The organism is Streptomyces sp. NPDC003036 (assembly GCF_040611175.1).
GTDB lineage: Bacteria > Actinomycetota > Actinomycetes > Streptomycetales > Streptomycetaceae > Streptomyces.
Map to the genome: position 1 here is coordinate 51,504 of NZ_JBEXNO010000044.1, position 13,584 is coordinate 65,087.

Here is a 13,584-nt window from a genome sequence, read left to right on the forward strand (position 1 = left end):
CGCTTGTGCAGACCGGCACAGGAGCCGGTCCGCCCCCGCCCCCTAGCCTCGCCGGAACATCACGAACGAGGGGGTACCGCGTGAAGTGGCTCATCCACGACTACCGAGAGAGCGATCTCGCGGCGGTCGTCCACCTGATCGACACCACGGCCGAGCTCGGCCAGGAGTCCGTGTTCTCGCTCGCCGAGTGCATCGGCGCGCTGACCTCCCGCCAGCCGGCCGTCGTCGCCGTCCACCAGGGCGTGCCCATCGGCGCGGCGCTCGCCTGCGTGGCGGGGGAGCGGGCCTGGGTGATGCGGATCGCCATCGCGTCGGCGTGGCGCGGCCGGGGCCTGGCCAGCGCGCTCCTGGTGGAGCTGGAGCGGCGGCTCCTCGCCGCCCGGGTCGGCCGGATCGCCTACGTCCTGCCCGAGGAGGACCTCTTCGGCGAGGGCCTGCTCAACGCCGGCTACACCCGGCGGCCGGCCGTCGCCTACTTCGAGAAGGTGGAGCCGCTGCACGGCCCGGCGGCCAATCTCCTGGAGGACCTGGGCGGGCGGTTCCTGCCCGCCGACCTGTGGGCCAAGGTCGCCGGCATGGAGCCGGAGAAGGACCTGATCGAGCGGCGGGTCGTGCTTCCGCTCGCCGAGCCGGAGCGGGCCGCCCGGCACGGGGTGCAACCGCCGCGTGCCATCGCCCTTTTCGGCCCGCCGGGGACGGGCAAGACCACCTTCGCCCGGGGCATCGCCTCCCGGCTGGGCTGGCCCTTCGTGGAACTGCTGCCGTCCCGGCTGGCCGACGAGGGCAACCTGGCGGCGGCGCTGCGCAGCGCGTTCGCCCGCATCTCCGAGCTGGAGCGGGTGCTCGTCTTCATCGACGAGGTCGAGGAGATCGCGCCCGTACGCACCGAGCCCGCGCAGCCCGGCGGGATGCACGGCGTGACGAACGAGCTGCTCAAGCTGATCCCCCGCTTCCGGGAGGGCGACGAGCGGCTGCTGGTCTGCGCGACCAACTCCATCCGCTCGCTGGACCCGGCGTTCCTGCGCCCGGGCCGCTTCGACTACCTGATCCCGATCGGTACGCCGGACAAGGAGGCGCGCGCGGCGATCTGGTCGCGCTACACGCACGGCCGGTCGGACGTCGACGTGTCCGTCCTGGTCGCGGCGAGCGAGCTGTTCACGCCCGCCGACATCGAACACGCGGCGCGGATCGCGGCCCAGGCCGCCTTCGAGCGGGACCTGGGCGGTGCCGCCGCGCAGGACCACGAGCAGGCGCCGGGCGCGAGCACCGAGGACTACCTGGAGGCCATCGCCCAGTGCCGGCCGACGGTGACGCCCGCGATGATCGACCAGTTCCGCGCGGACATCACCTCCCACGCGCGGTTCTGACCCGGCGTGAGGCGGCGCCTCGCGCCGCCTCACCCGGTCCGGTCGGCTTCCCGAGCCGCGCGCTCCAGTCGGCCCCGGTACTCCGCCCACCACGCCGCGTCGCCCGGCGGCATGTTGTCGTTGCCCTTGTTCATCCCCACGGCACCGTCCACCAGTTCCCGGAGGATGTCGGCGTGCCCGGCGTGCCGGTGCGTATCGGCGGTCACGCGCACCACGGCGTGGTGCAGCGTCACCTCGTCCCTGTCGTCGGGCCACCACGGCACCCTGCCGACCGTGTCCAGCGCCAGCGCGTCGATCGTCGCGTCCGCGTGCGCCCACGCCCGGCGGTAGAGGTCCACGATCCGCTCGCGCGACTCGTCGGCGGTGGCCCACATGTCCGCGTTGGGCTCGGCACCCGCTTCGAGCCACGGCAGCGGTTCGCCGGACGGGCGCCCGAAGGTGTCGCCGAGGTAGCCCAGTTCCACGCCGGCCGCGTGCTTCACGAGGCCGAGGAGGTTGGTCCCGGTCGGCGTGAGCGGGCGGCGGATGTCGTACGGCGAGAGCCCTTCGAGCTTCCACAGCAGGGCGTCCCGGGCGGACTGGAGGTAGAAGCGCAGGTCGGTCTTGGCATCCGATGCGGTCATCGGGCCAGTCTGCCGGTCCCGTGATCGCTCGCGCCATCGCTCGTGCTCTTCACGAAGTCGTACGCCGCCCGCGCCGTGAACTCCCCCTGCCCGCCGCGCAGCAGCAGCCCCGCCGTCCGGAACGCGGGGTCGTCGGCCGTCGACGGTACGTACGGAACGGCGATGCACCGCATCCCGGCCGCGTGGGCCGCCGCCGCGCCGGGTGGGGCGTCCTCGACGACCACGCAGTGCGCCGGCTCCACGCCGAGCCGCCGCGCCGCCTCCAGGAACACGTCGGGCGCCGGCTTGCCCCGCTCGACCTCCTCGGCGGAGACCAGCGTGGCGATGTACGCGTCCAGGCCCGTCCCGCCGAGCACCGCCTCGATCGCGGTGCGCGAGGAGCCGGACGCCACGGCCATCGGCACGCCCTCCCGGTGCAGGAGCTCCACGAACGCCCGCATCTGCGGGAAGACTTCGGTCGCCGCGCGCGCCAGCTCCAGGTAGTGGCGGTTCTTGCCGGCCAGCAGCTCTTCGACCGGCGCGTCGAGCCCGTACTCCTCCTTGAGCGCCTCCAGCGTCTCGCGCGTCCCGATGCCGATGAAGTCGGTGTGGCGCTCCCAGGTGAAGCCGGTGACGCCGTGGCTCTCCAGCAGCCGGCGCCCGGCCTCGTAGTAGTTGGGCTCGCTGTCCACCAGCGTGCCGTCGAGGTCGAACAGGACCGCGGCGTTCACGGGCGCTGCGGGCGCGACGCCCGCCCCACCGCCTCCACCAGGGGCAGCAGCCGGTGCGGCACGCGCTCGCGCAGTGCCATCTCCGTCCGCGTACGCACCACGCCCGGGATCTGGATCAGCCGCTGGATGACGTCCTCGAGATGGCCGTTGTCCCGGGCCACGACACGCGTGAGCAGGTCTCCGCCGCCGGTGATCGAGAACGCCTCCACGATCTCGGGGACGGCGGCGAGCGCCTCGCCCACCTCGTCCAGGTGTCCCTGCGTCACCTCGATGTGCACGAACGCCAGCACGGGATGCCCCAGCGCGGCGGGGGAGAGGACCGGCCCGGTGCCGGTGATCACCCCGTCCCGCTCCATCCGGTCCAGACGTGCCTGGAGCGTGCCGCGCGCGATGCCCAGGATCCGGGCGTACTCGCGCACACTCGTGCGCGGCTGTTCGATCAGCAGCCGCAGGATCCGGGTGTCGAGCTCGTCCACTGCCACGGGACGTGACAGTACCAAGGCCGGAAGCCGTCGCCCCGTATGTGCAGATGTCACCCACAGGCCCGCGTGCCGCAACGGTCGCGCCGGCTTCGGCGTCTCAGTCGGCACAGTGCGACGCACCGCCAACTCACCGGAATCACGGGGGATTCGTATGAGTGATCGTCGTTTCGCCGCCCGCACCGTCCGCGTCCGCGCCGCCGAGGCCGAGTTCCAGCGCCCGGTCCCGCTCCACCTCGCCAACGGCGAGGAGACCGACCACCCGTTCGTCGCCACCTACTCCAAGGGCCTGCCGCACGACAAGCACGGCGAGGTCCGGCCGGCCGCGTACCACCTCCTGCGCCGGGCGCTGACCACCGGCCGGTACGAGGACTTCGAGCGCATCCCGCTCGGCGGCACCCGCAAGCTGACCAACCCGCAGAGCGGTCTCGCCTTCGACCTGGAGGGGCCGGACGCCCAGGCGCTCGCGATGCCGCCCGCGCCGCGCATCGACAGCGCCCGCAACTCCGCCGAGGCGGTCGAGCTGTACTGGATGGCGCTCTGCAGGGACGTCCTCTTCACCCGGTTCGGCGACAGCGAGCCCGTCGCCGAGGCCGCCGCCGAACTGAGCGGCCTGACCGACTTCCGGGCGCCCAAGCAGGGCGGCCTGGTCACCCCGCAGACCATCTTCCGCGGGGACACCCGGGGCGACCTCGCCGGGCCGTACGTCTCACAGTTCCTGCTCAAGGACATCCCGTACGGCACGCTGCGGATCTCGCAGCGCCAGGACACGCTCGTCCGCCCGGTCGACCACCTCACCACGTGGGGCGACTGGCTGGAGGTGCAGAACGGCTCCGCACCCGAGCCCGACGAGCGCGACTTCGCACGCCGCCGCTACCTCCAGACCCCGCGCGACCTCGCCCACTACGTCCACTTCGACGCGCTGTACGAGGCCTACCTCAACGCGGCGCTCATCCTGCTGGGCACCGACGCGCCCACGGACCCGGGCAACCCGTACGCCTTCTCCGGCAACCAGATCGGCTTCGGCACGTACGGCGGACCGCACATCCTGCCCCTCGTGACGGAGGTGGCCACGCGCGCGCTCAAGGCGGTGTGGTTCCAGAAGTGGTACGTGCACCGGCGGCTGCGCCCCGAGGAGTTCGGCGGCCGGGTCCACCTCCAGCTGCGCGGGCAGCGCGAGTATCCGATCGACTCCGAGGTGCTGGAGTCCGTCGCCGTCAAGCGGGTCTTCGAGAAGCACGGCAGCCACCTGCTGCCGCAGGCCTTCCCGGAGGGCAGTCCCACCCACCCGGCGTACGGCTCGGGGCACGCCACCGTGGCGGGCGCGTGCGTGACCATCCTCAAGGCCTGGTTCGACGAGTCGCACATCCTGCCGGACCCCGTCGTGCCGACGACGGACGGCGCCGCCCTGGAGCCGTACACCGGTCCGGACGCCGACCGGCTCACCGTCGGCGGCGAGCTGAACAAGGTCGCCGCCAACATCGCCACCGGCCGCAACATGGCCGGCGTCCACTGGCGCACCGACTACACCGAGGCCGTCCGCCTCGGCGAGGAGATCGCCATCGGGCTGCTGCGCGAGATGAAGGAGACGACCCTGGAGGACGCCGTCCTCACCCTGAACCGCTTCGACGGCACGACGCTCGCGATCTGACGCCTTCCCGTAGCCTGCTCTCCTTGTCCCGCCCACGCGCGGGACAGGGAAGGGACGAGCCTCAGCCGAGGCTCGCCAGCAGCTCCTCGCACGCCTGCTCGCAGCGACGGCACGCCTCCGCGCAGACCCGGCAGTGCTCGTGCATGTCGGCGTGGCTCTCGCACTCGTCCCCGCACGCCTTGCACACGGTGGCGCACGCCCGCACGACCGCGCGGGTGATGTTGGCGTCGTAGCCGGTGTGCCGGGAGAGCACCGCCGCGGTGGCGTTGCAGACGTCGGCGCAGTCCATGTCGGTACGGATGCACTTGGTCAGCTCGCCCACCATCCCCTCGGACAGGCAGGCGTCCGCGCACGCGGTACACGCCTGCGCGCAGGCGACGCACGCTTCGATGCACGCGGCCATCGCCTCCCTGTCCACACCGCCGAGGTCGGCCGGGTAGGTGTTCAGCATGTCCTTGACCGATGTGGTCATCTCTTCCTCGCCTCCTTGCGTGCCTCCTCGTTCCCCCACGCTGACGGGTGCACCGGCGGCCCCCGGCCAAACAACCCCCGCGGCCCGACATGACAGGCCCGGCGGACGGGTACGCGGCGCGCGATGGTCGGGAGGCCGCGATGGAGATCACCACCATGGAGATCACGGAGGAGCGTCCCTACCGCTTCCGCATCACACCGCACCGGGACATGCGGGTCCCCGGGGTGGTGTTCGCGTCCCGGCGGCTGCTGCGGGACGCCGAGAAGTCGCTGGAGCAGGTCGTCAACGTGGCGACCCTGCCGGGCATCGTCACCGCCTCGTACGCGATGCCGGACATCCACTGGGGCTACGGCTTCCCCATCGGGGGCGTGGCCGCGACCGACGTCGACGAGGGCGGGGTGGTGTCACCCGGCGGCGTCGGCTTCGACATCTCCTGCGGGGTGCGGCTCCTCGCCGCCGACTGCGACCGGCGCGCCCTGGCCCCGGTGCTGCCGCAGCTCATGGACGGCCTGGGCCGGGCCGCCCCCCACGGCCCCGGGCGCGGCGCGGTCTGGCACCTGAGCGGCACCGGGCAGCTCCGCCGCGTACTGGAGGGAGGCTCGCGGTACGCGGTCGAGGAGGGCCACGGCGAGGAGCGCGACCTGCTGCGCTGCGAGGACGCCGGGGCGGTCCCCGACGCGGACGTCGGCGAGGTCGGGGAGCGGGCGATGCAGCGCGGCCTCGAACAGGTCGGCAGCCTGGGCGGGGGCAACCACTTCCTGGAGGTCCAGGAGGTGGACGAGGTGTACGACGAGCCGGTCGCCCGCGCCTTCGGCCTTTCCCCCGGCCAGGTGTGCGTGATGATCCACTGCGGCTCCCGGGGGCTGGGGCACCAGGTGTGCAGCGACCATGTGCGGGTGATGGACAAGGCGATGGCGCGCTACGGCATCACCGTGCCCGACCGCCAGCTCGCCTGCGCCCCGGTCGGCTCACCGGTGGGAAAGTCGTACCTCGGGGCGATGGCCGCGGCCGCCAACTACGGGCGCGCCAACCGCCAGATGCTCGGCGAGGCGGCGCGCCGCGTCTTCCGCCGCACGGCGGGGGCCCGGCTGAGCCTGGTGTACGACGTGTCCCACAACCTCGCCAAGATCGAGCGCCATCCGGTGAACGGCAGCACCCGCACCCTCTGCGTCCACCGCAAGGGCGCCACGCTCGCCCTCCCGCCCGGCCACCCCGGCCTCCCCGATGACCTGCGCGCCGTCGGCCAGCCGGTCCTCATCCCCGGCACCATGGGCACCGCGTCGTACGTCCTGACCGGGGTGCCGGGCGGCGACGCCTTCCACTCCACCTGCCACGGCGCGGGCCGGGTGCTGAGCCGCCACGCGGCCCTGCGCGCGGTCCGCGGCGAGGAGCTGCGCGCCCGCCTGGAGTCGCAGGGCATCGCCGTGCGCGGGGCGTCCTGGCGCGGCCTCGCCGAGGAGGCACCGGAGGCGTACAAGGACGTCTCCGAGGTGGTCGAGGCGAGCGAGGGCGCGGGCCTCTGCCGCAAGGTGGTGCGCCTGGTGCCGCTGGGCGTGGTGAAGGGCTGACGGCCCGACCCGGACCGTCGACGCGCGGGTCAGGCCGTCACACGTCGACCGTCGCCGCGCACGACCAGCCGTACGGGCCCGGGGAGAGGTGGAGGTCGCTCCAGGAGACGGCCTTCGGGGCCGCGCCGATGACCGGGACCCGCGACAGCTCCGCCACCGCGAGCCGGACGTCCAGCCCGCCGTCCGTCATCTCCGCCTCGACGTCCACGGGCACCTCCCCGTGCACCTCCAGCCGGAAGATGACCTCGTCGAGCAGGGCGGCCAGCAGATCGTCGTCGTCGGTCTCGTCGAACCGCACCTGCCGCACCGCCGTCGGGCGTACGCCGCCGAGATCGGCGAAGCACTCCACCATCCCCAGCACGGCCTCCGCCAGGCACAGCTCCCGGGACGAGCCCCAGGCCTCGATCCGTACGTCCGCCGTGTGCGGCACCGTCCGGTGGCCGCTCTCGCCCTGCCGCCCGGACGCCTGCTCGTCGCCGTTCGTGTCGTCATCATCCGCGTCGCCGATCATGACGAGCACTTGCCCTCAATGAACCGGACATATGCCGCGATTACCCCGCCAGGGAGGACAATGAAGCAGGGGCGCCGCGCCGCTCGGCCGAGCGCCCGGGCCTGCCCGCGGTTCCTCGGGGAGACGAGCGACGATGAAGGGCTCACTTCGTGTCGGACGGGTTTTCGGTGTGCCGCTGCGGATGCACTGGAGTGTCCCGCTGCTCGCCGTCCTCTTCGCGTACGGACTGGGGCGCCAGACCCTGCCCGCCTGGGCCCCCGGGCAGCCGGACGCGGTCTACACCGTCGCCAGCGCCGTAGGGGCGCTGCTGCTCATGGGCAGCGTCCTGCTCCACGAAGCCGCGCACGCCGCGGCGGCGCGATGGAAGCGGATCTCCGTGGACGACGTGACCCTCTGGGCGCTGGGCGGGGTCACCCGGATGGACAGCCCGACGACGGCCGCGGCGGCGTTCGTGGTCGCGGTCAGCGGGCCGCTGGCCAGCCTGGCCGTCGGCGGCGCCGCACTCGGGGCGGGCATCGGACTGCACGGGCTGACCGGCTGGCCGGTGCCCGCCGCCGTCCTGGTGTGGCTCGGCTGGATGAACCTGCTGCTGGGCGTGTTCAACCTGCTGCCCGCGGCCCCGCTCGACGGCGGGCGGGTGGTGCAGGCGGCGATGTGGTGGCGCACCGGCGACCGGGACCGCGCCGAACGGGCGGCCGGCCGCAGCGGCCAGGTCATGGGCGTGCTGCTCATGATCCTGGGATGGGTCTCCGTACTGCGCGGGATGACCGGAGGCCTGTGGCTGCTGGTGATCGGCCTGTTCATCACCGTCGTCGCCGGCGCGGAACGGCAGCGTGCCGTCCTCCGTACGGCCCTGCGCGGTGTGCGGATGGCCGACGCCATGTCCACCCCGGTGGTCACCGGCGCCGACTGGCTGACCGTGCGGGCCTTCATCGACGAGGTGGCGGCCGGGCACGGCCACTCCGCCGTGCCGCTGGTCGACTTCGAGGGCCGCCCCAGCGGGGTGGTCGAGACCGCCCGGCTCGCCGCGGTCCCGGAGGCGCGCAGGGACGAGCTGCGCGTGCGGGACGTGGCCACGCCGCTGTCGCGGTGCGCGCTCGCGGCCCCGGACGATCTCGTGAGCGAGTCCCTCGACAAGCTCCGGCCGGGCGCCGGAGGGCGCTTCCTCGTCGTGGACGCAGGGCGCCTGGTCGGGATCGTCACGGCGAAGGACATCGCGCGGCTGATGCGGCGGCACACCCTGCGCGGCCCCGGGAGCCGGTGAGCGTACGGCCGGAAAGAGCGTTGCCCTGGCGGCGGCCGTCCGCTGCGCTGAGGGGGTCGGCGATATGCGGGGCGGAACGAGGAGGGCGAGATGCCCGCGAGGCACTCGGCACGCGAGGGGGCCAGATCGTGGACGCCGTACCCCACGCCGGTGGTGTGCGCGTCCGTCTCCCTCGGATCGGCGGGGCTCCTGCCGGTGCTCGGTGCCGTGCGGTGGCTGCACCACCCGGTGCCCGCCCTCGCCGCGTACTGCGTGCTCACCGCCCTGGTGAGCCTGCGCGCGAGCGTGCGGGCGGTTCCGCTCGCCGCGGCCGTGGCGTGGATGGTGTACGACGGCTTCGTCATCCACGAGCAGGGCGAGCTGACCTGGGACGGCTCCGTGGACGCGTACCGCCTGGGTCTGCTTGCCGCCTCCTCGCTGCTCGGGGTCGCGGTGGCGTCGCTGAGCCGGGCCTTGGGCGTACCGCGCACGTGAGGCCCGGCGGTTCCACGGGTGAGGCCATTGGCTCCCCGCTGGCGCGCACCGTGACGGCTCGGCTGGACCAATGGCTCAGCAAAGAGGGAGCCACTTGAGCCAACGGGCCGGACGGTGTTGTGATGGGTCCGTCGATGGCGCTGCGGACTCCGCGGCGCCTTTTTCATGCCATGCCTGTCATGTCACGTGAAGGAGGGCCGGGAAACCGTGCTGAAGAAGGTGTTCGTGGCTCCGGACCCCGGGCGACTGCGACTGCGCAGCGCCACGCGGGCCGTCCTCGGCATCGCGCTGGCGGTGGGCTTGTGCGGGACGGCCGGCCACTCGATGGTCGCCGCCATCACCGGCGGCCTCGCGGCGCTGCTCGCCCTCTTCACCGTGACGGACGCGACGGTGCGGGGCCAGGCGGTCACGACCGCGCTGCTGCCCGTCGTCGGGTTCCCCGTCCTGGCCCTGGCCGCCTTGCTGCACGACCACCCGCTCCCGCGCGACCTGGCGTTCCTCGCCATCGTGGGGGCGGGCGTGTACGCCCGGCGCTGGGGGCCGCGCGGCCACTCGCTCGGCGTCTTCGCGTTCATGGCCTTCTTCGTGACCCAGTTCCTCGGCACGGTGCCCGCGCAGCTGCCCGAGCTGTACGCAGCCGTCCTGCTGTCGCTGCTCGCCTCCTCGGCCGTACGGTTCGGCCTGTGGTGCTACGAGCGGCGGTTCGCGCCGCCCGCCGCCGTACCGACGCCGTTCGACGGCGGGCGGGGGCTGGGCCGGGCGACCACCCGGCAGGCGGTGCAGGCGACGGCCGCGGCCGGCTTCGCCCTGGTCGTGGGACAGGTGCTGTCGCACGAGCGCTGGTACTGGGCGGTGGGCGCCGCCTGGTGGATCTTCGTCAACACGACGTCGCGCGGCGAGACGCTGGTACGGGGCTTCCGCCGGGTCCTGGGCACGGTGATCGGCATCGGCGTCGGCCTGCTCGTCGCCGTCCCGCTGCACGGTGAGCCCCTGGCCAGCGCCGCCCTGATCGGGCTCTGCGTCTTCGGCATCTTCTACACGGCGGCCGTCTCGTACACCTGGATGATGCTCGCGGTCACCGTGATGGCGAGCCTGCTGTACGGGCTGCTCGGCGTGCTGGACTCCGGACTGCTGGCCCTGCGGCTCGTGGAGACGGGCGTGGGGCTGGCCGGCGCGGCGCTGGCCGTGCTGTTCGTCCTGCCCGTCACCACGCACGCGACGACGGACGCCTGGATCGCCCGGGCCCTGCGCTGCGTGCACGGCTGCACCACCGCGGCCGCGCGGCGGCTCGCGGGCGACCCGGACGCGGACCCCGCGCCGCTCGCGGCCGAACTGGAGGTACTGCTGGGGCGGGCGAGGCTCTCCCTGGCGCCGCTCGTCCACCCGCTGAGCCCGCTGCGCGCCCGCAAGGCCCGCGCCCGCCGGGTCCTGGCCCTGCTGGACGACTGCGCCCGCGAGGTGCGCGGCCTCACGTCGGTCGCCGCCGACCCGGAGGCCTCGCACGACGCGCGGCTCGCCGCCGCGTGCTGGCGTGTGGAGATCGCGCTCCAGGCGCTGGTGACGCCCGCGCCCGGTGCAGAACGGGCCGAGCAGCCCGAGGAGTCCCAGGAGTCCCAGCAGTCCGGCCAGGCTGTCCCCGCCGCGCCCGCCGCGCCCGCCGCGCCCGCCGCGCCCGCCGCGCCCGCCGCGCCCGCCGCGCCCGCCGCGCCCGCCGTGCTCCACCACCATCCGGTCACCGAGGCCGCCCTGCACCACCTCCACGGGCTGGAGCGGGTCCTGGTCGACCTGGCGGTGCCGCTGCGCTCGTCGCCGCGCGCGTCGGCCGCGTTCCAGAACCTTCCCTAAAGGTCTGGACCTGCTAGCGTCGCCCGCGTACGGGCGGGCGTAGCGCCAGCGGGGAGAGGGGCAACACGGTGCGGTATGCGGAGCGGGCCTTCATCGGGTCGTTCACCTCGGCCGGAGGGCGCGGCATCGTCGCGGCCGACGTCGACCCGGAGACCGGTGCGCTCACCGTCACCGGGGCCTCGGACGAGCTCCCGGACCCGTCCTTCCTGGCCATCGCGCCCGGCGGCGCCGTGCTCTACGCCGTCTCCGAGGCACCTGAGGGCGCCGTCGCCGCCTTCGACGTCACCGGGGCCGCCCCGCGCCTCCTCGGCGCACCCGCCCCGGTCCATGGCGCGGGCCCCACGCACCTGGCGCTCGCCGCCGGGCAGGTGGTGACCGCCAACTACTCCGACGGCAGCGTCAGCGCCCTGCCCCTCCGAGCCGACGGCGTGCCGGACGCCGCCGGCGGCGTCGTACGCCGGCACCACGGCTCCGGTCCGCACCCCGAGCGGCAGCAAGGCCCGCACGCCCACCAGGTGGTGCCCGCGCCCGACGGCCGGCGGCTGCTCGCCGTGGACCTCGGCACCGACTCCGTCCACGTGTACGCGCTCGCCGACGGGGCACTCCTGCGACGCGGCGAGACCGCCCTGGCCCCGGGTACCGGTCCCCGCCACCTGGCCTTCCACCCCGCCGCCAGCCACGTCTACGTGCTCGGCGAGCTGGAGCCGACCCTCACCGCCTGCCGCTGGGACGCGGAGGCCGGCGCCCTCGAACCTCTCGGCGCGACCCCGGTCCTGCCCGCGGGCGCGCACGCCCCGAGTCACCCGTCCGGCATCGCCATCGCCCGCGACGGGCGCTTCCTGTGGGCCGTCGTACGCGGCGACGACAGCATCGCCGTCCTCGCCCTCGACGAGACCCGCGAGAAGCCCGAGCCGGTCACCACGGTGCCCTGCGGCGGCCACTGGCCGAGGGACCTGGCGCTGGACCCACAGGGCCGGCGGCTGTACGTGGCCAACGAGCGCTCCGGCGACGTGACCTGGTTCGACCTGGACCCCGTGACGGGCGTACCGCGCTTGGCCGGCGCCGTCGAGGCCCCGGCGGCGTCGTGCGTGGTCTTCGGCTGAGCACGGCCGGGCGTATGCGGAAGGGCCCGCACCGGATGTCGTCGTCCGGTGCGGGCCCTTCCGTTACGGTCCTTGACGGCCGGGGCGTCCAGCTCAGTGGACCGGCGCGCCCTGCGGCTGCGGGGCGATGCCCAGCGCGGCCGAGTACTGCGACAGCACCAGCTTGCCGACCGCCGGGTAGGCGCCGAGCGGCTCGGACACCGGGCAGTCCGCGGCCTTCGCGGCTTCCTCCAGCAGGCCCTCGCCCAGCTCGGGGCCGATCAGGTACGGCGCCAGCGCGAGCTGCTGCGAACCGGAGCCGCGCAGCTGCTCGGCGACCGCGGCCACCGAGCCCTCCTGGTCCAGTGCGGCGGCCATCACCGGGACGGCGAGCCGCGCGGCCAGCAGCATGCCGGTGATGCCGGCCGCCTGCACGGCCTCCTCGCCGCCGACCGTGGCCAGGACGATGCCGTCGGCCGCCGTGGCGACCGTGAACAGCCGCGCCCGGTCGGCACGGGCCAGCCCGGCCTCGGACAGCCGGACGTGCACCGCCTCCGCGAGCAGCGGGTGCGGGCCCAGCACATCGGTCAGCTGGGCGGGCGCCCCGCTGTTCGCCACCTCATCGCGTATCCGCGCCATCAGGGCGTGGTCCGGGCCCGCCAGCAGCGGCACCACGACGGCGGCCGGGCCCTCGGGCTCGGCGACCTCACGGCCGGCGGCCTTGGCCAGCTCGTACCGCTCGACGCGCAGCACGGCGGCCTGCTTCACCACGGCCGAGAGCGTGGGGTACTCGGCGTCGTCGCCGTCCAGGAAACCGATCCCGGCCTCCAGGCCGGGCAGCTCGGAACGCGCGATGCTCACGACCTCCTCCGCCAGCCCGCGTACGGCGGCGGAAGGAACGCCGGGAACGGCGAGGACGAGCGCGGGCGCGCCCTCGGGCGCCGCCACGGGTTCGGGGCGACGGTGCCGCCCGGACTGGCGGGGTCGCGGCATTCGTACAGGCAGGCCGGAAGCGGGCCCAGTGGGGGAGCTCATGTCGCCGCATGCTACTGGTTTTGCCTGCTCCCTCGCGCTGGGAGGGGGCGGTCACGGGGCCTCTGTCCGGCTATGCCCGATCAGTCGGCTACCGGCTGGTTGTATCGAGCATGCCCGGCTCGCGGGGCAGCCGCAGCGTGTCCGTGGCGAGCGCCGCCGCGACGGCCAGCGCACCGGCGAGGGGATCGCCGTCGGCCGACACGGTTCGCGCGTACGGCAGTTGCTCCGCCAGCTCGGCCCGCAGCGGCACGAGCAGGGCCTCGCCCATCGCGAACAGCCCGCCGGTCAGCGCCACTTCCCTGCGATGGGCGCGGTCGGCGTGGCCCGCGCGGTCGGCGTTCGGCGGGCACACCGCGGCCGCGGCCTCCGCGATGTGGCGCGCGGCCCCGGCGAGGATGCCGGCCGCCACCGGGTCGCCTTCCGCGCCGCACCGGGCCACCTCGGGCGCGAACGAGGCCAGCACCGCCGCCCGGTCGGGGCGCGGGTAGAGCCGCGCGGGCAGC

Annotated in this window: 13 protein-coding genes and 1 pseudogene; 7 read left to right on the top strand and 7 right to left on the bottom strand. The window is 74.4% G+C overall.

From position 1 onward, the window contains the following. The first annotated feature begins 80 nt into the window (after positions 1-80). Positions 81-1,367, top strand: coding sequence for a bifunctional GNAT family N-acetyltransferase/ATP-binding protein (locus ABZX67_RS27460; RefSeq protein WP_355365288.1), 1,287 nt, complete (start codon positions 81-83; stop codon positions 1,365-1,367). A gap of 29 nt (positions 1,368-1,396) precedes the next feature. On the opposite strand, the gene ABZX67_RS27465 is transcribed toward ABZX67_RS27460, so the two are convergent. The 3 genes from ABZX67_RS27465 to ABZX67_RS27475 are packed head-to-tail and all read right to left on the bottom strand — an operon-like array spanning position 1,397 to position 3,182. Beyond that, on the bottom strand, positions 1,397-1,990 hold the full coding sequence (locus tag ABZX67_RS27465) for a DinB family protein (protein ID WP_355365291.1): 594 nt from the start codon (positions 1,988-1,990) through the stop codon (positions 1,397-1,399). Beyond that, entirely contained in the window at positions 1,987-2,700 is a 714-nt protein-coding gene (locus ABZX67_RS27470) for an HAD family phosphatase (protein WP_355365294.1), read from the bottom strand. The genes ABZX67_RS27465 and ABZX67_RS27470 overlap by 4 nt, the downstream gene beginning before the upstream one ends. Continuing rightward, positions 2,697-3,182: an Lrp/AsnC family transcriptional regulator gene (locus tag ABZX67_RS27475; protein ID WP_355365297.1), complete on the bottom strand. Its 486-nt coding sequence runs from the start codon at positions 3,180-3,182 to the stop codon at positions 2,697-2,699. Before ABZX67_RS27475 ends, ABZX67_RS27470 begins: the two co-directional genes overlap by 4 nt. A gap of 151 nt (positions 3,183-3,333) precedes the next feature. Between ABZX67_RS27475 and ABZX67_RS27480 the strand changes: the two genes are divergently transcribed. After that, entirely contained in the window at positions 3,334-4,830 is a 1,497-nt protein-coding gene (locus tag ABZX67_RS27480; RefSeq protein ID WP_355365300.1) for a vanadium-dependent haloperoxidase, read from the top strand. Positions 4,831-4,891: 61 nt separating this feature from the next. Here the strand turns inward: ABZX67_RS27480 and ABZX67_RS27485 are convergent, their stop codons facing one another. Then, positions 4,892-5,302: a four-helix bundle copper-binding protein gene (locus ABZX67_RS27485; protein ID WP_355365303.1), complete on the bottom strand. Its 411-nt coding sequence runs from the start codon at positions 5,300-5,302 to the stop codon at positions 4,892-4,894. Positions 5,303-5,442: 140 nt separating this feature from the next. Between ABZX67_RS27485 and ABZX67_RS27490 the strand changes: the two genes are divergently transcribed. Beyond that, entirely contained in the window at positions 5,443-6,870 is a 1,428-nt protein-coding gene (locus ABZX67_RS27490; RefSeq protein ID WP_355365306.1) for an RtcB family protein, read from the top strand. Between the two features lie 37 nt (positions 6,871-6,907). Here the strand turns inward: ABZX67_RS27490 and ABZX67_RS27495 are convergent, their stop codons facing one another. Continuing rightward, positions 6,908-7,381, bottom strand: a complete 474-nt coding sequence (locus tag ABZX67_RS27495; RefSeq protein ID WP_355365327.1) for an archease — start codon at positions 7,379-7,381, stop codon at positions 6,908-6,910. Between the two features lie 133 nt (positions 7,382-7,514). Here ABZX67_RS27495 and ABZX67_RS27500 point away from each other — a divergent pair, with 133 nt between their 5' ends. From ABZX67_RS27500 to ABZX67_RS27515, 4 genes are all read left to right on the top strand, one after another. After that, complete coding sequence (locus ABZX67_RS27500) at positions 7,515-8,645, top strand: site-2 protease family protein (RefSeq protein WP_355365309.1); 1,131 nt, start codon at positions 7,515-7,517, stop codon at positions 8,643-8,645. A 90-nt stretch (positions 8,646-8,735) separates the two neighbouring features. Then, positions 8,736-9,119 carry a hypothetical protein gene (locus tag ABZX67_RS27505; RefSeq protein ID WP_355365312.1) on the top strand — a complete coding sequence of 128 codons (384 nt, stop codon included), beginning with the start codon at positions 8,736-8,738 and terminating at the stop codon, positions 9,117-9,119. Between the two features lie 207 nt (positions 9,120-9,326). Then, positions 9,327-10,964 (top strand): FUSC family protein, encoded by a 1,638-nt coding sequence (locus ABZX67_RS27510; protein ID WP_355365315.1) that lies wholly within the window; start codon positions 9,327-9,329, stop codon positions 10,962-10,964. 68 nt (positions 10,965-11,032) lie between these two features. Further along, positions 11,033-12,067, top strand: a complete 1,035-nt coding sequence (locus tag ABZX67_RS27515; protein ID WP_355365318.1) for a lactonase family protein — start codon at positions 11,033-11,035, stop codon at positions 12,065-12,067. 93 nt (positions 12,068-12,160) lie between these two features. Here the strand turns inward: ABZX67_RS27515 and ABZX67_RS27520 are convergent, their stop codons facing one another. Continuing rightward, positions 12,161-13,081 (bottom strand): hypothetical protein, encoded by a 921-nt coding sequence (locus tag ABZX67_RS27520; protein ID WP_355365321.1) that lies wholly within the window; start codon positions 13,079-13,081, stop codon positions 12,161-12,163. Positions 13,082-13,169: 88 nt separating this feature from the next. Then, positions 13,170-13,584, bottom strand: a pseudogene (locus tag ABZX67_RS27525) (ATPase); the annotation flags it as partial.

Coding starts and splice junctions, on each gene's coding strand:
- ABZX67_RS27500 (WP_355365309.1), top strand. CDS start 7,515: ATGAAGGGCTCACTTCGTGTCGGACGGGTTTTCGGTGTGCCGCTGCGG.
- ABZX67_RS27520 (WP_355365321.1), bottom strand. CDS start 13,081: ATGAGCTCCCCCACTGGGCCCGCTTCCGGCCTGCCTGTACGAATGCCG.
- ABZX67_RS27505 (WP_355365312.1), top strand. CDS start 8,736: ATGCCCGCGAGGCACTCGGCACGCGAGGGGGCCAGATCGTGGACGCCG.
- ABZX67_RS27480 (WP_355365300.1), top strand. CDS start 3,334: ATGAGTGATCGTCGTTTCGCCGCCCGCACCGTCCGCGTCCGCGCCGCC.
- ABZX67_RS27495 (WP_355365327.1), bottom strand. CDS start 7,381: ATGATCGGCGACGCGGATGATGACGACACGAACGGCGACGAGCAGGCG.
- ABZX67_RS27490 (WP_355365306.1), top strand. CDS start 5,443: ATGGAGATCACCACCATGGAGATCACGGAGGAGCGTCCCTACCGCTTC.
- ABZX67_RS27485 (WP_355365303.1), bottom strand. CDS start 5,302: ATGACCACATCGGTCAAGGACATGCTGAACACCTACCCGGCCGACCTC.
- ABZX67_RS27465 (WP_355365291.1), bottom strand. CDS start 1,990: ATGACCGCATCGGATGCCAAGACCGACCTGCGCTTCTACCTCCAGTCC.